This window comes from Actinopolyspora sabaoui (genome assembly GCF_051225635.1).
Taxonomy (GTDB): Bacteria; Actinomycetota; Actinomycetes; order Mycobacteriales; family Pseudonocardiaceae; genus Actinopolyspora.
This window is the reverse complement of record NZ_JBMIHH010000003.1, coordinates 82153-103700: the sequence shown is the minus strand read 5'-3', so window position 1 is coordinate 103700 and position 21548 is coordinate 82153. Positions and strand designations below refer to the sequence as shown.

At 66.8% G+C, this 21548-nt stretch carries 14 protein-coding genes and 1 pseudogene; 6 read left to right on the top strand and 9 right to left on the bottom strand.

Features of this window, described 5'->3' with window-relative positions:
• Positions 1-97 precede the first annotated feature (97 nt).
• Together polA and ACOQFL_RS05590 are read left to right on the top strand one after the other, a co-directional pair.
• Positions 98-2788 (top strand): DNA polymerase I, encoded by a 2691-nt coding sequence (gene polA / locus ACOQFL_RS05595; protein ID WP_435543013.1) that lies wholly within the window; start codon positions 98-100, stop codon positions 2786-2788.
• 445 nt (positions 2789-3233) lie between these two features.
• A pseudogene (locus ACOQFL_RS05590) lies at positions 3234-3620 on the top strand (VOC family protein); the annotation flags it as partial.
• 51 nt (positions 3621-3671) lie between these two features.
• Here the strand turns inward: ACOQFL_RS05590 and ACOQFL_RS05585 are convergent.
• From ACOQFL_RS05585 to ACOQFL_RS05570, 4 genes are all read right to left on the bottom strand, one after another.
• The gene (locus tag ACOQFL_RS05585) at positions 3672-5735 is read right to left on the bottom strand and encodes a YhgE/Pip family protein (RefSeq protein WP_435543012.1); all 2064 of its coding nucleotides are present in this window, start codon (positions 5733-5735) and stop codon (positions 3672-3674) included.
• Between the two features lie 10 nt (positions 5736-5745).
• Entirely contained in the window at positions 5746-6453 is a 708-nt protein-coding gene (locus ACOQFL_RS05580; RefSeq protein ID WP_435543011.1) for a hypothetical protein, read from the bottom strand.
• A 49-nt stretch (positions 6454-6502) separates the two neighbouring features.
• On the bottom strand, positions 6503-7486 hold the full coding sequence (locus tag ACOQFL_RS05575) for a GNAT family N-acetyltransferase (protein ID WP_435543010.1): 984 nt from the start codon (positions 7484-7486) through the stop codon (positions 6503-6505).
• Between the two features lie 93 nt (positions 7487-7579).
• Complete coding sequence (locus ACOQFL_RS05570) at positions 7580-8449, bottom strand: class I SAM-dependent methyltransferase (RefSeq protein ID WP_435543009.1); 870 nt, start codon at positions 8447-8449, stop codon at positions 7580-7582.
• Positions 8450-8884: 435 nt separating this feature from the next.
• Here ACOQFL_RS05570 and rpsA point away from each other — a divergent pair, with 435 nt between their 5' ends.
• Both rpsA and coaE read left to right on the top strand, forming a co-directional pair.
• Positions 8885-10387 carry a 30S ribosomal protein S1 gene (rpsA, locus tag ACOQFL_RS05565; RefSeq protein WP_435543008.1) on the top strand — a complete coding sequence of 501 codons (1503 nt, stop codon included), beginning with the start codon at positions 8885-8887 and terminating at the stop codon, positions 10385-10387.
• 158 nt (positions 10388-10545) lie between these two features.
• Positions 10546-11745, top strand: a complete 1200-nt coding sequence (gene coaE, locus ACOQFL_RS05560; protein WP_435543007.1) for a dephospho-CoA kinase — start codon at positions 10546-10548, stop codon at positions 11743-11745.
• 97 nt (positions 11746-11842) lie between these two features.
• Here coaE and ACOQFL_RS05555 read toward each other — a convergent pair whose 3' ends face one another.
• A complete protein-coding gene (locus ACOQFL_RS05555) occupies positions 11843-12361 on the bottom strand; it encodes a ribonuclease FAU-1 family protein (protein WP_435543006.1) in 519 nt (172 codons plus the stop codon).
• A gap of 150 nt (positions 12362-12511) precedes the next feature.
• Positions 12512-13063 (bottom strand): ribonuclease FAU-1 family protein, encoded by a 552-nt coding sequence (locus ACOQFL_RS05550; protein WP_435543005.1) that lies wholly within the window; start codon positions 13061-13063, stop codon positions 12512-12514.
• Positions 13064-13159: 96 nt separating this feature from the next.
• Here ACOQFL_RS05550 and uvrB point away from each other — a divergent pair, with 96 nt between their 5' ends.
• Positions 13160-15322 (top strand): excinuclease ABC subunit UvrB, encoded by a 2163-nt coding sequence (uvrB, locus tag ACOQFL_RS05545; RefSeq protein ID WP_435543004.1) that lies wholly within the window; start codon positions 13160-13162, stop codon positions 15320-15322.
• A 57-nt stretch (positions 15323-15379) separates the two neighbouring features.
• Here the strand turns inward: uvrB and ACOQFL_RS05540 are convergent, their stop codons facing one another.
• Positions 15380-16564 (bottom strand): acyl-CoA dehydrogenase family protein, encoded by a 1185-nt coding sequence (locus tag ACOQFL_RS05540; RefSeq protein WP_435543003.1) that lies wholly within the window; start codon positions 16562-16564, stop codon positions 15380-15382.
• A gap of 372 nt (positions 16565-16936) precedes the next feature.
• Between ACOQFL_RS05540 and ACOQFL_RS05535 the strand changes: the two genes are divergently transcribed.
• The gene (locus ACOQFL_RS05535) at positions 16937-17359 is read left to right on the top strand and encodes a PPOX class F420-dependent oxidoreductase (RefSeq protein ID WP_435543002.1); all 423 of its coding nucleotides are present in this window, start codon (positions 16937-16939) and stop codon (positions 17357-17359) included.
• Between the two features lie 74 nt (positions 17360-17433).
• Here ACOQFL_RS05535 and ACOQFL_RS05530 read toward each other — a convergent pair whose 3' ends face one another.
• Both ACOQFL_RS05530 and ACOQFL_RS05525 read right to left on the bottom strand, forming a co-directional pair.
• Entirely contained in the window at positions 17434-18345 is a 912-nt protein-coding gene (locus ACOQFL_RS05530) for an ABC transporter permease subunit (protein WP_435543001.1), read from the bottom strand.
• Positions 18345-21209, bottom strand: coding sequence for an alpha/beta fold hydrolase (locus ACOQFL_RS05525; RefSeq protein ID WP_435543000.1), 2865 nt, complete (start codon positions 21207-21209; stop codon positions 18345-18347). Before ACOQFL_RS05525 ends, ACOQFL_RS05530 begins: the two co-directional genes overlap by 1 nt.
• Positions 21210-21548: the final 339 nt, after the last annotated feature.

Genomic DNA, 21548 nt, shown 5'->3' with positions numbered 1-21548 from the left:
CGTTCAGCGACGTGATATCGGTGTTCTCGGTCACTGTTCACACTCCTGCCCTGCACGCGACCACTGTCGGGGGGTAAGCCTAGACTCGCATGCCGTGATGGCATCCGAGCACCGACGCCTGCTGCTGATCGACGGCCATTCCATGGCCTACCGAGCGTTCTACGCACTGCCCAAGGAGAACTTCCAGACGGGCACCGGACAGCACACAAACGCGGTCTACGGCTTCACCTCGATGCTGATCAACCTGCTACGGGACGAGCAGCCCACACATCTCGGGGTGGCCTTCGACGTGTCGCGGCAAACCTTCCGGTCCGAGACCTTTCCCGATTACAAGGCCAACCGCGGTTCGACTCCCGAAGAGTTCCGCGGCCAGGTGAGCCTGATCCAAGAAGTGCTCGGTGCGCTGAACATACCGGTTCTGAGTAGGGAGAACTACGAGGCCGACGACGTTATCGCGACCCTGACCGGACAGGCTGTGGGCTCCGGCTTCGGGGTCAGCATCTGTACCGGGGACCGGGACGTGCTGCAGCTGGTCAGCCGGGACGTGACCGTGCTCTACCCCAGCAAGGGCGTCTCCGAGATGACCCGTTTCACGCCCGAGGCGGTCGAGGAGAAGTACGGGCTCACCCCGGTGCAGTACCCCGATTTCGCGGCGCTGCGCGGCGATCCGTCCGACAACCTACCCAAGATCGACGGGGTGGGTGAGAAGACGGTCACCAAGTGGATACAGCAGTTCGGCTCGCTTTCCGGCCTCGTGGACAGGGCCGACGAGGTCAAGGGCAAGGCAGGGGAGAAGCTGAGGGACAACATCGCCCAAGTGCTGCTCAACCGGCAGCTGACCCAGCTGGTCGACGACGTCACGCTCGATTCCGGGCCCGAGGACCTGCGGATGGGGCAGTGGGACCGGGACGCGGTGCACCGGGTGTTCGACGATCTGGAGTTCCGGGTACTGCGTGACCGACTGTTCGCCACCCTGTCGACCGAGGAGCCGGAGGTCGTGGAGGGATTCGAGGTGTCCGGCGGGATCGTCGAACCAGGTGCGCTGCGCACCTGGCTGGACCGTCACGCACGGGACGGTTCACGCGTGGGGCTGGCCTGTTCCGGGAGTTCGTCCCGGAACGGCGGTGATCTCACCGGAATCGCGGTGGCCAACGCTTCCGGGCAGGGAGTCTACGTCGACGTCACCGCGTTGACCTCGGACGACGATGCGGCGTTCGCGGAGTGGTTGGCCGATTCGACTGTTTCCAAGGCCGCGCACGACGCGAAGGGGGCGCTGCACGCGATCCGCGAGCGTGGCTGGTCGCTCGGTGGGCTCACCAGCGACACGGCACTGGCCGCCTACCTGGTTCGTCCGGGGCAGCGTTCCTTCGATCTTCCCGACCTCGTGGTGCGCTACCTGCAGCGCGATCTCACCGTCGACCAGGGCGACGGCAGCGGTCAGCTCTCGCTGCTGGAGGACGAACAGCAGGTCAGGGAGAACGCCGCCGCCGCGGAACTGACCCGGGCGAAGGCGGTGCTGGAACTGGCCGACGCGCTGGACCAGCAGCTGCGTGCGATCGAGAACCGCGGGCTGCTCACCGATCTGGAACTGCCGCTGCTGCTGGTGCTGGCCGACCTGGAGAGCGCCGGGATCGCGGTCGACCAGGATCGGCTCGCCGAACTGGGGTCCAGGTTCTCCGCGCGAGTCAAGCAGGCGGCCGAGGACGCTTACGCCGTGATCGGCAAGGAGATCAATCTCGGTTCGCCGAAACAGCTCCAGACCGTGTTGTTCGACGAGCTGGGCATGCCCAAGACCAAGCGCACCAAGACCGGTTACACCACCGACGCGGAGGCGTTGCAGGGGCTCTACGACAAAACCGAGCACCCCTTCCTGCGGCACCTGCTGGAGCACCGGGACGCCACCAAGCTCAAGACCACGGTGGAAGGGCTGGACAAGGCGGTGGCTTCCGACGGCCGGATCCACACCACGTTGAACCAGATGATCGCCTCCACCGGACGATTGTCCTCGACCGAGCCCAACCTGCAGAACATCCCGATCCGCACCGAGGAGGGCCGCCGCATCCGCGAGGTGTTCGTGGTGGGGAGTAACTACGAGACCCTGCTGACCGCGGACTACAGCCAGATCGAGATGCGGATCATGGCCCACCTCTCCGGTGACGAAGGGCTGATCGAGGCATTCCGCACCGGCGAGGATCTGCACAACTACGTCGCGGCGCAGGCTTTCGGGGTTCCCATCGACGAGGTGGATCAGGAGCTGCGCAGGCGGGTCAAGGCCATGTCCTACGGCCTTGCCTACGGCCTCTCCGCCTACGGACTGGCCCAGCAGCTGCAGATCTCCAACGAGGAGTCCAAACAGCAGATGGAGGCCTACTTCGCCCGCTTCGGGCGCGTACGTGACTATCTGCACGAGATCCTCGAGCGTGCGCGCAAGGACGGCTACACCGCCACGATCCTGGGACGGCGCCGGTATCTTCCGGACCTGACCAGCGACAATCGGCAACGTCGCGAGATGGCCGAGCGCATGGCCCTCAACGCTCCCATCCAGGGCAGCGCGGCCGACATCATCAAGGTGGCGATGCTGGGAGTGCACCGCGCGTTGGCGGAGGAGGGGCTGGCCTCCCGCATGTTGCTGCAGGTGCACGACGAACTGATCATCGAGGTGGCCGAGGGCGAGACCGAGGCGGTGCGGCGTGTGGTCCGGGAACAGATGACCTCGGCCGCCGAACTCGACGTTCCGCTGGAGGTCTCGGTCGGTACCGGTGTCTCCTGGGACTCGGCCGCTCACTGATCGAAGTTTTTTGGGCGGGCAGGCGTGGGCCTTTCCGAGACCTTCAGGATCCGGGGAGACCTTCGCCTGTCGACAGCCCGACGGGGCTCGTCGACAACACGACAGGAAAGCATCGGCAGGGACTGTGCGCTCACTCGGTGCCACTTCGGCACCAACGGTGGCGGAACCGCCTTCCGTGTCGGGGCGGGCGGTTCCCCTACCGCTCCGGGCGCGGCTGGCACACACTTAACCGTGTCGGCCTGCTGCTTCGGCGATCAACGGCTGCCGTTAGGCTGCCCTGGATTCATTGCTGCGTCGGCGGTACCGGCTCCGTCGGGGGTTCCGCCTGCTCACTCGTTCAGGGGAAACAAATCGCCGGGGAGCCGACGTAGTTGGACGACACGAGAAACCGCGGTGTCGACGCGTGGTGTTGGGGGAGTGTGCCTGGCGTCGGCGAAGGAGGATCATGATCAACGTCGACAGACTGGACCACCTGGTACTTACCGTGGCCGATGTCGATCGTGCGCTGGACTTCTACGAGAACATTCTCGGCATGGAGCCCGTGAAGTTCCAGGGGGAACGGCGCGCGGTGCGTTTCGGGCAGCAGACCATCAAACTGCACGCCGCCAGTGAACTGGTGGAGCCCACAGCCACCCACCCGGTTCCCGGGTCGGCGAATCTGTGCCTGCTCACCGGCGATGCGCTCGGTGACGTCCAGGAGCACCTGCGAGCCAACGACGTGCGGATCGAGGCCGGTCCCGTGGTCCGCACCGGAACCAACGGCCCCATCACCTCGTTGTACCTGCGCGATCCGGACGGGAACCTCATCGAGGTCGCCCGTTACGACGATCCCTCACAGCACTCCGAACGGGCGAGCACCGGTCACGCCGTGGTCAGTGCTGAGTCACAGGGCGAGTTCCGGACGCAGCCGTTTCGCGGTCCACACCCGCTGGCGTGCCGCTGCCGCCGTGCTCAGCAGTAGCCCTCCGACCAGGTAACTGCCCAGTACCAGGGCCGCGTGTGCCGCGTTCTCCGGGGAACCGCCGTAGAGCAGCTGTCGCAGGCCGTCCACGACGTAGCTCAGCGGCAGTAGGTGGTGCAGTGGGTGCAGCAGTGCCGGTGTCGTCTGCCACGGGAAGGTTCCCCCGGCACTGACCAGCTGCAGTACCAGGAACACCAGTGCCAGGAACTTGCCGCGTGGCCCGAAGGCCGCGTTCAGCGAGTGCACCACGGCGGTGAACGCCAACGAGGTCAGCACCAGCAACGCGAGGGTGGCCACCGGCCTGGCCGGCTCTATCCCGACCCCGAACCGCACGACCCCGTACAGCAGCACGGCCTGCACGGTTCCCACGAGCGCCGCGGGGAGCCAGCCACCGAGCGCGACGCGCCACGGGGCGACCCCGCCGGCCAGCGCCCGGTTGGACAGTGGCCGCAGCAGCAGGAACAGCACGAACCCGCCGATCCACAACGCCAGGCCCATGAAGTACGGCGCGAGCCCGGCGCCGTAGCTGCCCGCACTGGTCTGCGCCCGTTCGCTCACCTCGACCGGGTCTCCGATGGTTTCGGCCGTGGCCTCCCGTGCTCCGCTGTCCGGGTTCGGGATCTCGTCCACTCCGCTCGCCAACCTGTCGGCCAGTTCGTTCGAACCCGTCGCCAGTTCCGTGGCACCGTTGGCGAGCCTGCTCGTTCCCGCCGCCAGCTCGTCGGCGCCCCCGGCCAGCTTCTCGGTTCCGGCGACCGCCAGCCGCTGGTTGGCCACGAATTCGCCCAGCCCTCGATCGAGCTCGCTCGCGCCGTCGGTGACACGCTGTGAGCCCGCGTCGAGCTTCTCGACGCCGTTGGCCAGTTCCGGGGCGCTGTCGGCCAGGCGGCGGGCTCCGTGCGCCACCCGCTCGGCACCGTCGGCGAGTTCGTTCACGCGGGAAACCTGTTGCCGCACCCGGCTGTTGGTCTCGTCGAGTGGCTGGTTCAGTTCGTCCAGCGTGCCGGTGATCCGCTCGATCTCCCGTTCGTCGAGGCCCAGCGCCCGCAGGCGGTCCGCGATCCGCTCATTGGCCCCGTCCAGCTTGTCGACGAGGTGTTGCGAGATGCCGCCGAGTCGTTCGGCCGTGGCGGCCAGTTCCGCGTTGCCCGCCGCGACCCGTTCGGCGCCCTCGGCGAGTTCCCTACTCTTGGCGGGAAGATCCGCAGTCTTCTCGCGCAGTTCGTCCACCCCGTCGGCGAGTCGTTGACTGCCCGCGGAGACCCGGCCCGCGCCCTCGGCCAGCCTCGTGGCCCCGTCGGTCAACTTCCGCTGCGAGGTGAGCAGCTCGTGGGTACCCGTCGACAGTTTTTCGGCTCCCTGGTGGGCCTCCTCAATCCCGGCGTCGAGGTCGCCCGCTCCGCTCGCCAGTTCTCCCGCGCCGTCGGCCGCCCGTGCCGTTCGGTCGTGCACCGTGCTCAGCCCCAGCAGCAGTTGGCGCGCAGCGTCGCTGCCCGCTTCGGAGCCCACGGACTGCTGGACCCGGGTGGCCACCCGGTCGGCGATGGTGCCCACCAGATAGTTGTTCGCGTCGTTGGTCACCAACCTCAGCCGAGCCCGCCTCGGATCGAAATCGCTCGGGGACCGCAGCGCACGCGAGAAGTCCTCCGGAATCACCAGCGCGAACGTGTAGCGCCCTTCCGAGACTCCGGTGGTGGCCCGCTGCGCCTCGACCCGGTGCCAGTCGAAGTCTCCGGAGTCGACGAGGCGGTCGTAGACCTTCTCTCCGGCGTTGAGTCTACTTCCGTCGTACGTTTCGGCTCCTTCGTCGTCGACCACGACGGCGGCGGGAACGGAGGAGAGGCGTTCGTAGGGGTCGAGATTGGCGTAGATGTACATCGCGCCGTACAGCAGCGGCACGAGGGTGACCGCGAGCAGGGCGAGTTTGGGTAGTTTGCCGGAGGTCAGTCGACGGAGCTCGATTCGTGCCAGCCGGACCATGGTCATGCTGATCTCCTCAGAACGAGCCGGACTCGACGTTCGACGCTGAATCGGTGGAGGGGGCGGAATCGGCGGACGGGTCGGTTCGCCCCGACGAGGTGGGACAGTCGTGGTGCGTGCCGATACGCGCCGGGGTGTGGTTGAGCTCGGTGGCGGTGTGCGGTGAGCACAGCGCGACGACGGCATACCCCTGGGAGGCGGCCTCCCGCGCGGCGCTGTACCAGCGGATCGCCTCGTCGCCGTGTCGGTCCGGGCAGTCGAGTACGAGTGCTTCGACGCCACGAGCCTCGCGAGCGAGGTCCAGCAGCAGCCGCGTACGGCAGTGCGGGGGGACTCGTTCGAACCGGAGACCGGCCTGCTGCCGCAGTCCGCGTTCCGCGAGCCAGTCGCGTACCGCCCGTCCGCCGAAGCGCCGTCCGGCGATCCCGAGACCTTCGGCGACCACCTCGCGGAGCTCCACACTGCCCTCCGGCTCGGTGACACCGGGCGCGTCGACCACGGCCACGGTTTCACGCAGTTCGGCGGGTGCTCGACGCCCGTTCCGGAGCACCGTTCCCGCGTCGGGGCGGAGCCTGCCCGCGAGCAGCAGGGCCAGTGCGGTGCGCCCGGATCTCGGCGGGCCGGATACCAGCAGCAGTTCTCCCGACGACGCCCGCAGGGAGGTCGGTTCGAGCAGTGTCCCGTGTGGCCCGGTTACTCCGGCGTTCGCTGCGACGATCTCCACGACTCGGCGTGCCTTTCGCGTCAGCGACCGGCACCCGTCGCCGCGGCTCTCAGCGAAGCGCGGTTGCCGGTCTGATCTCCCAAAGTGTCCACAGCGGGCGGTAGCCCCTGCGGTGCCAGAACACCGGGGACAACGGGTTCGCCGGGTTGTAGTAGAGATAGCTGCCCACCGCACCCGCGGCGGCGAAGTCGTCGTGCACCAGCGACATCAGTTCTCGCCCGATGCCGGTGCCCCGTTCCTCCTCGCGCACCGAGAGGCAGTTGACGTAACCCCAGAGCCCGTTGCCGATCCGGTGTCCACTGTGGTGGTTGTCGGCGTCGACCCAGCCGCACTCGGCCAGTCCGACCGGGGTTCCGTCCCGTTCGGCCAACCAGACCGGGTCGCCGGATGCGGCGCCGTCCGCGCGGCGAATCCCGCGCGGCCCGCTCTTCGTGCGCAGTCGGACCGACACGGCGTCGCGCTTGAGTCCGGCCGCGCCGGAGCGCGGAACTGAGGCACCGACGAGGGTGGCGTATTCGAGTTCGGCCATCGCCAGCTCCAAGACACTGTCCACGTCGGCGGGCCCCGCCCGGCGCATTTTTACGGTACCAGACAGTTTCGTATTCGTATCTACCGTGGTCGCGGGCGTTCGTATCGCGAGGCACGACAACGGGGCGAAGCCGTGATCCAGCAGGGCGCGAGTCGCCGCCACATCCCTACTGGGCCAGGTGACCAGGCAGGAGGAATCGCGCTCCGGCGCCCCCAGCTCGCCGAGCTGCCGTCGCAGCGCGTGCAGTAGCGCGTCCATGCCCTCTCCAGGGGCCTCCCCCAGCAGCGGGAACAGCTCGTAGGTCTCGGCGGTCGACCACAGACTCGCCAGCGATCCCGGGGGTTGGCTGGTGTGTGCCGTGAGCCCGGCCACCGGCTCGCCGCCGCGCAACCGAGCCATCACCGGTTCACCGCCGCGCGGTAACGGGTAGGCCTCCGGCAGTGCCGGATCCAACCGGCCAAACCTCGCCTGCTGAATTTCCAGTAGTTCCTGAGCGCTGGTCACGGCCCTGCTGCGCTTTCCTCGTGGGATTCCGGTAGTGGTGCTGCCATGGTCCGGTGGGTGAACCGCCGGTGCGAGGGGAGACGTCGGCCCGGGTTATGCCACGAGCTCGCACCGGAAGATCGCGGTTCCGGGCAGGGTTCTGCCGCGCAACGGACTCCACTGCCCCCAGGTCTCGGTGAGATCGTCGGGCCACTCCGGTTCCACGAGACCGCGGAGCCGGAACCCCGCATCGTCGAGCTGGGTGACGTAGTCGCCCAGGGTCCGGTGGTGCTCGACATAGGTGGCTTTGCCGGTGCCGTTTATCTCCACGTAGGGGCTTCGATCGAAGTAGGAGCCCACGGCGGTCAATCCCTCGGGGCCGGGGTCGTCCGGAAACACCCAGCGGATCGGGTGGGTTACCGCGAACACCCACCATCCCCCCGGGCGCAGCGTGCGCGCCACCTCACGCATGACGGCTCCCGAGTCCGCCACGAACGGGACACCACCGAACGCCGAGCAGGCGATGTCGAACGAGTCGGACGCGAAGGGCAGCATGTCGGCACTGGCCTGCACCACCGGGACGTGGACCCCGCTGCGCTCGTTGCCCGCGAGGGCGTGCCCCAGCATGCCGCCGGAGATGTCGAGCCCCACCGGCCGTGCTCCCCGGGTGGCCAACCAGCGGGAGCAGGACGCTGCCCCGCAGCCGACCTCCAGTACGTGGGAGCCGTCGACGTCGCCGAGCAGGCGCGCCTCGCGTTCCCTGAGTCGTTCCGGGCACCACACGAACTCGGTGTCACCCAAAAACGAACCGTGTTCGGTCTGGTAGTCGTCCGCGTCGGCGTCCCACCACATTCTGCTCGCCGAACGGGACTCCGTGGCTCCGGCCGCGCGGTTGGCCACCCCGACCGTCCCGAGCATCCTCTCGGCGTTGCTGTGCTGGGACTCCGTCGTCTGTCCTGTCGGACCGGGTGCGGGATTGGTCACCCTCGCCTCCCTGGGAATCGTGTGGTGTGCGTGTGTACCGATGCCGATCGCTTTCGGAAACCGCCGGGCGATTTGCCCCACGATCGCCGAGACGGGTACGCTATCGCTCGCACCAGGGGTCTGTCTCCGTCAGGGCCCGTGTCACCGCACGGCGCCGGAGCAGTCCGTTTTCGCGTGGTACGTCCGCCTTCGGGATTCGTTCCGAAAGTGGTCATTCTCGGAAAACACCGCGCGGGAAGCCACCGCACGTGCTGCTTCCCGCCGGAAGCTGCGGCTTCCGGACGGAAGTGGAACGTCGGTGTGGTCAGCGGCGGTTCCCGTCGTCCGTGGGGGTGCCTCGGCGGTAGCAGGGGGTGGTCCGTGCGGAGCCGATCCGGGTGCATGAGAACCTAGAGACCCGAGAACCGACCTACCCGTACCGGAGCAACCCACCTGATGTCCACCGACACCACCACCGTCCCGACTGCAGCCGCCACCAAGCCGCAGGTCGCAGTAAACGACGTCGGGACGGAGGAGGACTTCCTCGCCGCCGTCGACCAGACCATCAAGTACTTCAACGATGGCGACATCGTCGAAGGCACTATCGTCAAGGTCGACAAGGACGAGGTCCTGCTCGACATCGGCTACAAGACCGAGGGAGTCATCCCCTCCCGGGAACTCTCCATCAAGCACGATGTCGATCCCGCCGAGGTCGTGGCCGTCGGCGACTTTGTCGAGGCTCTTGTCCTCCAGAAGGAGGACAAGGAAGGCCGTCTGATCCTGTCCAAGAAGCGCGCGCAGTACGAACGTGCCTGGGGCACCATCGAGGACCTCAAGGAGAAGGACGAGCCCGTGCGCGGCTCCGTCATCGAGGTCGTCAAGGGTGGTCTCATCCTCGACATCGGCCTGCGTGGTTTCCTCCCCGCCTCGTTGGTGGAGATGCGGCGTGTCCGCGACCTGCAGCCCTATGTGGGTCGGGAGCTCGAGGCCAAGATCATCGAGCTGGACAAGAACCGCAACAACGTCGTGCTGTCCCGCCGTGCCTGGCTGGAGCAGACCCAGTCGGCCGTGCGCAGCGAGTTCCTCAACCAGCTGCAGAACGGCCAGGTCCGCAAGGGCGTCGTTTCCTCCATCGTCAACTTCGGTGCGTTCGTCGATCTGGGTGGGGTCGACGGACTGGTTCACGTCTCGGAGCTCTCCTGGAAGCACATCGATCACCCCAGTGAGGTGGTCGAGGTCGGCCAGGAGGTCACCGTCGAGGTGCTCGACGTGGACATGGACCGGGAGCGGGTCTCGCTGTCGCTGAAGGCGACACAGGAGGACCCCTGGCGTCAGTTCGCCCGTACGCACGCGATCGGTCAGATCGTGCCGGGCAAGGTCACCAAGCTCGTGCCGTTCGGTGCTTTCGTCCGCGTCGACGAGGGCATCGAGGGGCTGGTCCACATCTCCGAACTGGCCGAGCGCCACGTGGACATTCCCGAGCAGGTCGCGCAGGTCGGTGACGAGGTCATGGTCAAGGTCATCGACATCGATCTGGAGCGCAGGCGCATCTCGCTGTCGCTGAAGCAGGCCAACGAGGGCTTCACGCCGGACTCGGACTTCGATCCGACCCAGTACGGCATGGCCGCCGAGTACGACAACGACGGCAACTACATCTACCCCGAGGGCTTCGATCCGGAGACCCAGGAGTGGCAGGAAGGCTACGAGACTCAGCGCGAGGAGTGGGAGCGGCAGTACGCCGAGGCCCTCGAGCGCTACGAGGCTCACATGCGCCAGGTCGCCAAGGCAGCCGAGGCCGACGCCGCCGCGGCTGCCGCCGGTGGCGAGGAGGAGCAGCCGCAGGAAGGCAACTACACCTCCGCCGCCGCTCCCGCCGAGGAGGAAGAGCAGGAGCCGAGTGCGATGGCCAGCGACGCTCAGCTGGCCGCCCTCCGCGAGAAGCTCTCCGGTGGCGCGTGACGGCTAGTCCGGCGGTGAATGGCTGAAACCGTCAACGACGGCCCCGTCCCTGTTGCGAACAGGGGCGGGGCCGTTTTTCGTCCTCCTCCGGTTGGCTCGCGCACGCCGTGCGGCGGACCGCTTCGGCAGGGCGTGCACCGCCTGGCAGGATGAGGCCGATGCTGCGCGTTGGTCTCACCGGAGGAATCGGTTCGGGCAAGTCGACGGTCGCCGACCGGTTGGCCGAACACGGCGCTCGCGTCATCGACGCGGATCGGATCTCCAGGGAAGTGGTGGCAGTCGGAACCGACGGGTTGGCCGAGATAACCGCCCGATTCGGCCCCCAGGTGCTGAATGAGGACGGCGCGCTGGATCGTGCCGCCATGGCGCGCCTCGTCTTCGCCGACGAGTCGGCAAGGAGCGACCTCAACGGCATCGTTCACCCCAGAGTCGCCGCACGTACCGCCGAGTTGATGGCCGAAGCCGGCACCGACGCCATCGTGGTCCATGACGTCCCGCTACTCGTGGAGAACGGTTACGAGGCCGATTACCACCTGGTGATCGTCGTCGACGCCCCGGTGGAGCAGCGAGTGCGGCGGCTCGTCGAGCGCGGGCTGCCCGAGGAGGACGCCAGGGCACGTATCGGGGCGCAGGCGAGTGAGGCGCAGCGTAGGGACGCCGCCGACATCTGGCTGGACAACGTTGCGGGGTTGGACCGGATCCGGTCGAGCGTGGACGAGCTCTGGCAGGAGCGGCTCGTGCCCTTCGAGGCCAACATCCGCTCCCACAGCCCGCGACCGCTCACCGGGCCCCGAGTCGTCGACCCGGATCCGGAATGGCCGCGGCGTGCGAGCAGACTGTTGGGGAGAATCTCCAAGGCCGCCGGTGATTCCGCGTTGCGCGTGGATCACATCGGTTCGACCTCGGTACCCGGCCTGCCCGCCAATGACGTGATCGACCTGCAGCTCACCGTGCGGAGTCTCGCCGAGGCGGAAGCGCTCGCCGAGCCGTTGGCCGAAGCGGGGATGCCCGTATTGCCCGACGCCGAGCCGGACGAGGCGCATCACCTTCAGCCCGCGCCGGAGCAGTGGCGCAACCGCACGCACGTCTCCGCCGACCCGGGGCTGCGAGCGAAGCTGTACCTGCGGGTCGCGGGTGCGACCAACTGGCGGTTCGCCCTGCTGCTTCCTGCCTGGCTCCGCGCTGACCAAGGGGCTCGTCGGGAGTACGCCTCGCTCAAACGCGACCTCGCGGCACGCTTCGGCTCCGACCCCGATACCCGTCGCTACGTCGAGGCGAAGCGGCCCTGGTTCGAGCAGGCCTTGCCCCGGGCGGAGCGGTGGGCCTCCGAGGCCGGATGGCAGCCACCGCCGTTGTGAGTGCTCCGCGGCCCTCCGACGAGCGTGCCGAGGGGCGGCAGTGTCCGTCCCGTGAGCTCGATCGGTTCCGAAGCGCCCGCCCGAGCGCTGTTTTCGGCTACCAGGCGGTGAACACGCCGCGGTAGGCCAACCACTGTTCGACATCCCGGTGCAGGCGGATCTCCTCGTAGATTCGGTGCACCGTACACACCGCCAGGTCGGCTTCCTCCAACGTGAGCATCCCGTCGCTGACCGCGGCGGCGAACTTCTCGGAGTTGACGATTCGTGAGGGGCCGTGCTCGGGCACCTCCAGTCCCAGCAGCAGATCCGTCGTGATCCAGGAACGCGCGTCCCGTTCGATCCGGGCCGCTGTCAGCAGGCTGCCGTCCGGCCGGGCGTGTCTGCTGCGGGGCCGATAGCGCGTCAGGCGCAGCCCGAGGTCGGGCAGTAACCAGGTCACCTCGCTGCCGTGCACGGGGTCGTCGGGTGTGCCGCATTCCAGGCACAACCCCCACCGCTCGAGACGGCAGTCGTCAAGCTGCTGGGTGATCCCGGAGCCCAGGTGTCGTTGCCCACTGGCGACATCGACGACTTCAACGTGTTGAGGAGTGATCACCGAACCCACGAACTCGACCATAGCCGCACGGAAACTGTGAAATGATCAACAATATGAATCCGTTACATAACCTTTGAGTGTTGTAGAAGTCACGTTCGGATCTTGTTCGACGGATTACGAAGTTCGGCGGTTGTTCCGGGGGCGGTCATGTGTTGCCGCCCCCGGGTTCGGTCAACCGGTGTGCCGCCAACTCAGCTCGATACCGAGGGTGCGCAACCACGCGGGCAGGTCGTACTTGTGCCGGGCCAACCCGTCCACCACCCGGTGGGTGGTGTCCATCGCGCGTCGCGCGGTTTCGTCGTCCAACAGCTCCGCCCGCAGCGCGGTGACGAACTCCTCGCTGTCCAGCACCCGCGCGTCCTGCCGTTGCCTGACGGCGACGTCCAGATACAGGTCGAGAGCGCGCCAGCGGTGCTCGCCCGGCTCTATTCGCACTACGTCGACGTAGAAGTCCTGGTCCCGGACACATCCGGGTCGACGGCGGAAGTCGCTGATCCGCAGGCCCAGCTCGGGCAGTAGCCACGACTCGAGATAATCCAGACTGGGGTGGTCGATCATGGGACGAGCCATGTAGAGCCCGCACGGTTCCACCCGGTACTCGTCGACAGGCCTCACCTGTTGCTTGGCGTCGGTGTTCGTCCGATCGGTCAGATCGAAAATCTCCACCTTCGGGGGGTGGATCGGAAGCCCGAGCTCCGCGGCGATCTCCCGTTGCGTCGTCACGGTGCCACTCTACGAGGTGGTGGGGCGTGTTGTCCGCATCCGAGTGCGATCCGCAGTCGGCGGCGTGATGTCGTACCGGGCCCGTAAGCTGGGAGAGTGGCATTCGCGACTGAGTACCCCGTGCTGGCGCACTCCGAGTTCCGCCCGGTCGGTGAGATCCCGCGCAAGGACGGACGGTTCCGCGTCGTCAGTGATTACGAGCCCGCCGGTGACCAGCCGGAGGCCATCGATCAGCTCGAACGTCGGATCAACTCGGGTGAGACCGACGTGGTGCTGCTGGGAGCCACCGGTACCGGCAAGTCCGCCACCACCGCGTGGCTGATCGAACGGATCCAGCGCCCCACCCTGGTCATGGAGCCGAACAAGACGCTGGCCGCCCAGATGGCCAACGAACTGCGCGGGTTCTTCCCGGAGAACGCCGTGGAGTACTTCGTCAGCTACTACGACTACTACCAGCCGGAAGCCTACGTACCGCAGACCGACACCTTCATCGAGAAGGACTCTTCGGTCAACGAGGACGTCGAACGGTTGCGGCACTCGGCCACCTCCAACCTGCTCAGCAGAAGGGACTGCGTGGTGGTCTCCTCCGTGTCGTGCATCTACGGTCTCGGTACGCCGCAGTCGTACCTGGATCGTTCGATCGCTCTGGAAGTCGGCGGGGAGATCGACCGCGACGTGCTGCTGCGCGCCCTTGTGGACGTGCAGTACCAGCGCAACGACCTCGCTTTCCAGCGCGGCACCTTCCGCGTACGGGGGGACACCGTCGAGGTCATCCCGGCCTACGAGGAACTCGCGGTGCGGGTGGAGTTCTTCGGCGACGAGATCGACAGGCTCTATTACCTGCATCCGCTGACCGGCGACGTCGTGCACGAGGTGAACGACCTGCGGATCTTCCCCGCCACGCACTACGTGGCGGGCCCGGAGCGGATGGAACAGGCCATTCGCGGCATCGAGGAGGAGCTGACCGAACAGCTCGGCAAACTCGAACGGCAGAACAAGTTACTGGAGGCGCAACGACTGCGGATGCGCACCCAGTACGACATCGAGATGATGCGCCAGGTCGGATTCTGTTCCGGTATCGAGAACTACTCACGGCACATCGACGGCCGGGAGGCCGGTTCGGCCCCGGCCACGCTGCTCGACTACTTCCCTGAGGATTTTCTGCTGGTCATCGACGAGTCCCACGTGACGGTGCCGCAGATCGGTGGGATGTTCGAGGGTGATGCCTCGCGCAAACGCACCCTGGTCGACCACGGCTTCCGGTTGCCCAGCGCACTGGACAACCGGCCACTCAAGTGGGAGGAGTTCGCCGACCGCATCGGTCAGTCGGTGTATCTGTCGGCGACCCCGGGAAGCTATGAGATGCAGCGGTCCGGAGGGGAGTTCACCGAGCAGGTCATCCGGCCCACCGGGCTGGTGGATCCCGAGGTGGTCGTCAAACCGACCGAGGGGCAGATCGACGATCTGGTCGCCGAGGTGCGGCAGCGTGCCGACCGGGACGAACGGGTACTGGTCACCACACTGACCAAGAAGATGGCCGAGGACCTCACGGACTATCTGCTCGAACTGGGCATCCGGGTGAGGTACCTGCACTCGGAGGTGGACACACTGCGCCGGGTGGAGCTGCTGCGCCAGCTCCGGCTCGGTGAGTACGACGTGCTGGTCGGCATCAACCTGCTGCGTGAGGGGCTCGACCTGCCCGAGGTCTCGCTGGTCTCGATCCTGGACGCGGACAAGGAGGGATTCCTGCGGTCCGAGACCAGCCTGGTGCAGACCATCGGCCGTGCCGCCCGCAACGTCTCCGGACAGGTGCACATGTACGCCGACGAGGTGACCGACTCGATGCGCCGGGCCATCGACGAGACCAACCGCAGGCGGGCCAAGCAGATCGCCTACAACACCGAGCACGGCATCGATCCGCAACCGTTGCGCAAACAGGTTGCCGACATTCTCGATCGGGTGTACTCGGAGTCGGAGGACACCGAAGAGACCGTTCCGGAGGGCGGGTCCGGTCGCAACGCCCCGCGCGGCAAGAAGCCCAGTGGGGAGGCTTCGGCCACCACCAGCTCGGGAGTGCTCAAAGATCGCGATGCCAAGTCGATGCCGCGTGCGGAGCTGGCCGACCTGGTGCAGCAGCTCAACGACCAGATGATGAACGCGGCCAGGGAGTTGCAGTTCGAGCTCGCCGCGCGCTTGCGAGACGAGATCAACGATCTCAAGAAGGAGCTCCGGGCCATGGACGAGGCCGGGGTGAGCTGAACCTCGTGGGGGACGGGAGACAACCTGTTCACTCGTCCTCGTAGTGGGGTCCGTGGCTCAGGTGAAGGCGCTGTACCCGGTGATCGACTTGCCCACGATCAGCGTGTTCATCTCCCGGCTGCCCTCGAAGGAGTAGACGGCCTCCGCATCGGCGAAGAGCTTTGCCACCTCGTAGTCCAGCACGATGCCGTTACCGCCGAACAGTTCGCGTGCCCACGCCACGCACTCACGCATCCTGGTGGTGGTGAAGCTCTTGGCCAGCGCGGCGTGGTCGGGTCCCGCCGTGCCGTCCGCCGTCTTTTGGGCGAGTCGGGTGACCATCCCGAACATGGCCGTGATGTTGCCCAGCATCTTGACCAGCAGGTCCTGGATGAGCTGGAACCCTCCGATGGGTTTGCCGAACTGCTCGCGAGTGACCGCGTACTCCCGTGCCAGTTCGTAGGCTCGGGCGGCGACGCCGAGTGCCTGCCAGGCCACGTTTCCCCGCGTCCTGGCCAGCACCTTCGCGGTGTCGCGGAAGTTCTCGATGTTCCGCAGCCGGTTGTCCTCCGGCACGAGCACGTTGTCCAGCGAGAGGTCCGCGTTCTGTACCGAGCGCAGTGCGATCTTGCCCTCGATCCTGCTCGCGTGAAAGCCCGGCATGTCTTTTTCCACCACGAAGCCCTTGACGTTGCCGTCGGCCTCGTCGCGTGCCCAGACGACGATCAGATCGGCGAACGTGCCGTTGCCGATCCAGCGCTTCGCTCCGTTGAGTACCCACTCGTCGCCCTCGCGGCGGGCGGTGGTGCGCATTCCCTCGGCCACGTCGGAACCTCCCTCGGGCTCGGTCAGCCCGAAAGCTCCGATCTTGTTCCAGGCGACCATGTCCGGCAGCCAGCGATCCCGCTGGCGCTGGTCACCACCGTCGTAAATGCTGCCCATCGCCAGCCCGGTGTGCACTCCGGAGGCCACTGCCAGCGAGGGGTCCACCTTGTTCAACTCGACGCTGAGGAACCCGTTGAACAGTGCTCGGCGAGCGACCCCGTCGCCGTACTCCGGGAACTGAAAACCGGCGATGCCGAGTTTCGCGAAGGTCTCGAAAGCCTCGAACGGAAACTCCGCACGGTCCCAGGCCTCGTTGGCCAGTGGCTTGATCTCCCGCCGCAGGGCTTCGCGGATCCGGGTGAGCTCGCTGCGCTCCTCGTCGGTGAGCAGTTCCTCAAATCCGAAGAAGTCGGAATCGGTGTTGGCGGTTGTTGCCATGGTGATCACCCGTCTCCTACTGGGATCGTTCCACGGGGGTGTGATCGCGAGCGGTTCCACCTGCCGGAAGTCTCGTGCGGCCGGGGGAGAGGCGGCCGTTCGGAGTCGGCGTTCCGCCCGGAGAAGCGGAGATTCGCCGCGACGGCGAGGAAACAACGCGGGTGGAATATCCCCATCGCGGCCGAGGCTACTCCGGAAAGGGGAATGGGGCGTTCGGAAAACACACGACGGATATACGCGTGTCGGTACTTCGCGGGAATGCCACGATTGGTTCGAGCGGCTGAGCGAGCACCGGTCCGGAACGAACCGGTGCTCGCCACACGACGGCCGGGCCGCAGTACGAGCGTTGTTCGAACAGCGAGGTGTTTGTCCGTGCCGAAGTCACCGTTGCCCGAACAGGTCACGGAGTTGCTGTCCGCGCCGAATCCCTCGGTGATAACCACGGTGCGTGCCGACGGGCAGCCGGTGTCGGTGGCCACCTGGTACCTGCTGGAGAACGGTCGGATCCTGGTCAACATGGACGAGGGGAGGAAGCGGTTGCGGTACATGCGGGCCGAACCGCGGGTGTCGCTGACTGTGCTCGCCACCGACGACTGGTACACCCACGTGAGTCTGCAGGGACGTGTCACCGAACTACTGGACGATCCGAGTCTTTCCGACATAGACCGGCTCGCTCGGCACTACACCGGAGCTCCTTACCACGTGCGCGACCGTGACCGTGTCAGTGCCTGGATCGATGTGGACCGCTGGCACGGTTGGGGCGCGGCCGAGAACCGGGACGTGCCGCACCACTGAGTGGCTCTCCGCGAACGGTTCGCCCCCCGATGGTCGGACACCGCCGGGGCGATTCGATCCGGGGAGTTCCTCGATCAGTCGGTGATGTCGGCCCGGTGGAATCGCACCAGCGTGGCGGTGATGAACACCGCCGCGTAAGCGGTCGCGGAGAGTGTGCCGTTCGCCATGTCGGTCCAGTCGATGCCGGTGTCCAGCAGGTCGGTCCACGCTGTCGCGTGGTGACTCGGAAGCAGGATACGGAACTGCTCCAGCCTCGGAATCTCGTCCAGGATCTGCGAGATCACCGAGACACCCACCGCCGCGCCCACCGCCGCCAGCGGGTTGTCGGCCATCACGCTGAACAGCAGTGCCAGGCTGGCCACCCAGGTCAGGTGGATCGCCAGATAGCCGCAGATCGCCAGCAGAACCAGCACGTTCCACGGGAAGTGGAGTACTCCCTCGTGCGGGGTACGCAATACACCCGCGCCGTACCAGATAGTGCCCGTGGCCAGCGCCGCGCCGGTCAGCACGAGCAGACTCAGGCAGGACAGCACTCCCGCCACCAGTGCTTTCTGCCGTAGCAGTCTGTGTCTGGGTATGGGGATGGTGACCAGGTAACGCAGACTCGCCCAGGACGACTCACCCGCGATGGCATCCCCGAAGAACAGTGCCACGAGCAGCACCAGCAACAGATGGGTACACAGCAACAGGGTGAAGACGGTGAAGTTCGCCCCGTTGCTCGTGGCCAGATCACCGAAATCGGCAGGGGGTTGCGGAGTTGTCTCGTCGTTTCCGAGAGCGAAGGTTCCCACCAACAACAGCGGTAGTACCGCCAGACAGCACAGCACCAGCTTGGTCCTGCCACGCGCCAGCTGCCTGCGAAGCTCCACACGCAGTGGCAGGGTGCGGTTGGCGCGGTATCCCGGTGCGCTGCCGTCGGGCCCTCCCGGGAGGTGACTCGCCGGTTCCACGGCACGTTCGGCCGAGCGGTCCCGCTCGTGCTGCATCAGTGGTCCTCTCCGACCAGTTCCAGAAACGCGTCCTCGAGTTTGCGGTGGGGCCCCACGCGCTTTATGGAGACATCGGAGGCGACCAACACGTTCACGGCAGTGGCCGTGGAGTGTCCGGCCAGTTCGGCGTAGACCACATCGGCGCCGACCCGTACGCTGCCGATTCCCTCCAGACAGCGGAGTGTACGCGCGGCGAGTTCGGGTTGATCGACATGGAAGGCGATCATCGAGTCACCAGCGGTGATCTCGTCGACCGTTCCGCCCGCCACCCGATGCCCGTCGTGCATCACGATGACGTGGGTGCAGGTCTGTTCGACCTCGCTGAGCAGATGACTCGACATCAGGACGGTGCGGCCGGTCCTGGCGTACTCCCGGATGACCTCCCGCATTCGTTGCGTGTACGCGGGGTCCAGGGCGTTCATCGGTTCGTCGAGCACGAGCAGGTCGGGTAGCCCCAGCATGGCTTGTGCCAGGGCGACTCGTTGTCGCATTCCCGGTCCGTAGGTACGTACCTTGTGATCGGCCGCGGCGCCCAGTCCGGCGATCCGAGCCACTTCGTCCAGCCCGGCTTGTTCCATGGGCCTGCCGGTGGCCCGCCAGTAGCTGCGCAGGTTCTCCATACCGGTCAGGTGCGGCAACAGTCCCGGGGATTCCACGAGTCCGCCCACTCGCGACAGTACGGGCGCACTCGGGGTCACCGAGTGTCCGAACAAATGGATCCGGCCCGCGTCGGCCCGAGTCATACCGAGCACCATGCGGAGCAGGGTCGTTTTGCCCGCACCGTTCGGACCGAGCAGTCCAACCACCTGCCCGGCCTCGACTCGCAGTGACAGGTCGTTCACCGCGTCAGGATGGCGGGGGTAGGACTTGCTCACTCCTTCGATCGAAATCGGCACGCCGGTCAACTCCGGTTTCGGTGGTTTCCGACGCGCACGTTCGAACCTGATCGCCAGTATCCCAGCCACGAGCAGCAGCAGCACGAACGCCGCGATACCGATCAGGGCACCCACAGGCGTCGACGCTTCATCGACTCGGGAGGCGGGCACGGCTGGAAGCGAGACACTTCCCGCGCCCGCCGGGGAGATCAGGTGCACCGCCGTGTCCCGGGGACCGGTGTAGGCGGCGTCGGTGGTGCTTATTCGCAGTGCCAGCCGATGGCCGGGCTGCAGGGTGTGCATCGTGGCGGGCAGGGCGACGTCCACCCGAACCGCTCTACCGTTGTCGGGCAGCCCCGTTATTCGCAGGGGGGAACTGCCGTCGCCGACCGGCGTCCGGGAGCCGTTCGGTCCGATGTCGACCAGCTTGCCGAACAGCACCGCCTCGCCGTTGCCGGGTTGTTCCGGAGTCGAAGCCACCGCGAGTCGCGTCTGCGGTACCCCCGTGATCAGGGTGGCTCGTTCCACTCGTGCGGTCTCGAAAACCGCCACCCTCGCCGGGGCGGCGTCGCCGCGGGCGGCCGAGGCGCCGTCGTTTCCGGCTGCCGTTTCCACCTCGTTCCCGGGAGTAGAAGTAATCGAGAGCCCGTTCGTGCCCGCACCGTTGCCGGGTGGATTGATCACCCTGGAGGGGCCGCCCTCCAGGGGGAGCTCGGTGCGGGTCACCTCGTTCGAGGCCAGACCTGGGTACTCCGCCGCCCGCCAGGTCGTCGCGGGTCGACGTTCCGAGGCGAGACGATCGACCAACTGGTACCGGAAACCCGTTTCCGGGTGAGGTGGACGCGGTTCGTCGGAATCGTGCAAATAGTACGAGAACCAGTCGCCGACCTTCTCCCAGACGCGCGGGGGCAGCGAAGCGTTGCCGTCACCGTGCAGCCACATCATGCTGACGGTTCCCCCCGCGGCACTGATCTGCCGCGCGTTCGCGTCGGCCTGTGCCAATCCGAAGAGTTCGCCGCGCTGACGTTGCACCAGCAGGGTGGGAATGTCGATGTTGCCGGTCACGCTGCTCGGCGAGGCCGCGGCCAGCAGTTCGAGCGTGCTCGATTCGGCTCGTCCGGTTCGGGCCAGTTCGGTGTAGGCACGGCATACCCTTGCGGTGAGGTTGCCGCACGTCAGGGGGGTGCTCGTGTTGTCCGTCTCGCCGCTCTCCTCGGGCGGCGGTGGTGTGGTCGACGAGGCTTCGGGGCTCCGCGGGCTCCGCGGGTTCCGCTGTTCCGGCTGTGGGCGTGTGGCCATCCCGAACAAGGAGTTCGCCCATGCCCGCCGGAACACTCCGGAACCCGCGTCGCTGCCGTGCGCGGCGGTGGTGGTCGGTATCGCCTCGCTCGAGGCGGCATTGGGCAGCATCGCGGTACGCAGGTCGTTGTAGGTGTTCAGCGGGGCGATCGCGTCGACTCGGGGATCGTTGCCCGCCAGCAGCATGCTCAGTGCTCCGCCGTAGGAGATCCCGCCTACCCCGACGAGGGGATCCTCCTCGTCCTGGGTCGCCACCTCGGGCTGCCGGGCCAGCCAGTCCAGGATCCGACGTGCGTCGGTCACCTCGTAGCTCGGTGAGTTCAGCGCGATCCTGCCGGTGCTCTGCCCGAAACCGCGGGCCGAGTAGGTCAGCACGGTGAATCCGCGTGCGGCCAGTCGTCGGGCGGGACCGGCCAGTTCGCTCTTGTCGCCCTCGAAGCCGTGGGCCAGTACCACCGATGGCGCAGGGGTGCGTTCGGGGACGAACAGCCTGAGGTCGAGTTGTATCCGATGCTGCCGCTCGGGTCCGTCCAGCACGTCGATACTCGCGTCCCGTGTGTCGACACTGGGAACACGGTCGACCGAATCCTGTTCGGAGGACCACATCGCTGTGGCTGCCACGATCAGAGCCACCAGCACGATCGGCAGCAACGCGAAGTTCGGGACATACCGGCGGGACTGGAACACGCGGGTGACTTTAGGGCAACGAGTCGCGTCACGGGGTCCCGTGGATCCGATACGACCGAAGAAGCTATGAATCGGATATCGGGATGAAATCGCATCGCGATGGGAATATTCCACAGCCCTCGTAGGGGAGTGGCGCGAGCCGCGTCCGTGGCTCGATCTCTCCTCGCCGAACCGGACCCGTTGTTTTCGATTCGGCGGACTCCCGTGATTTCGACCGTGCTCCGAGGGCTTCCATCGGTCGGAAGCGGGCCCACCCGAAGACATCACTGCCCGTGGAGTCCTCATTTAACCACGCGAGAGTGAGCTTGGCTACAGTTCGACCCGCGTGTTGCCCGTGTT

What these genes read in the sequence shown, in the direction of transcription:
- polA (WP_435543013.1), top strand. Translation starts at nt 98, where the DNA reads ATGGCATCCGAGCACCGACGCCTGCTGCTGATCGACGGCCATTCCATG.
- ACOQFL_RS05585 (WP_435543012.1), bottom strand. Translation starts at nt 5,735, where the DNA reads ATGACCATGGTCCGGCTGGCACGAATCGAGCTCCGTCGACTGACCTCC.
- rpsA (WP_435543008.1), top strand. Translation starts at nt 8,885, where the DNA reads ATGTCCACCGACACCACCACCGTCCCGACTGCAGCCGCCACCAAGCCG.
- coaE (WP_435543007.1), top strand. Translation starts at nt 10,546, where the DNA reads ATGCTGCGCGTTGGTCTCACCGGAGGAATCGGTTCGGGCAAGTCGACG.
- ACOQFL_RS05555 (WP_435543006.1), bottom strand. Translation starts at nt 12,361, where the DNA reads ATGGTCGAGTTCGTGGGTTCGGTGATCACTCCTCAACACGTTGAAGTC.
- ACOQFL_RS05540 (WP_435543003.1), bottom strand. Translation starts at nt 16,564, where the DNA reads ATGGCAACAACCGCCAACACCGATTCCGACTTCTTCGGATTTGAGGAA.
- ACOQFL_RS05530 (WP_435543001.1), bottom strand. Translation starts at nt 18,345, where the DNA reads ATGCAGCACGAGCGGGACCGCTCGGCCGAACGTGCCGTGGAACCGGCG.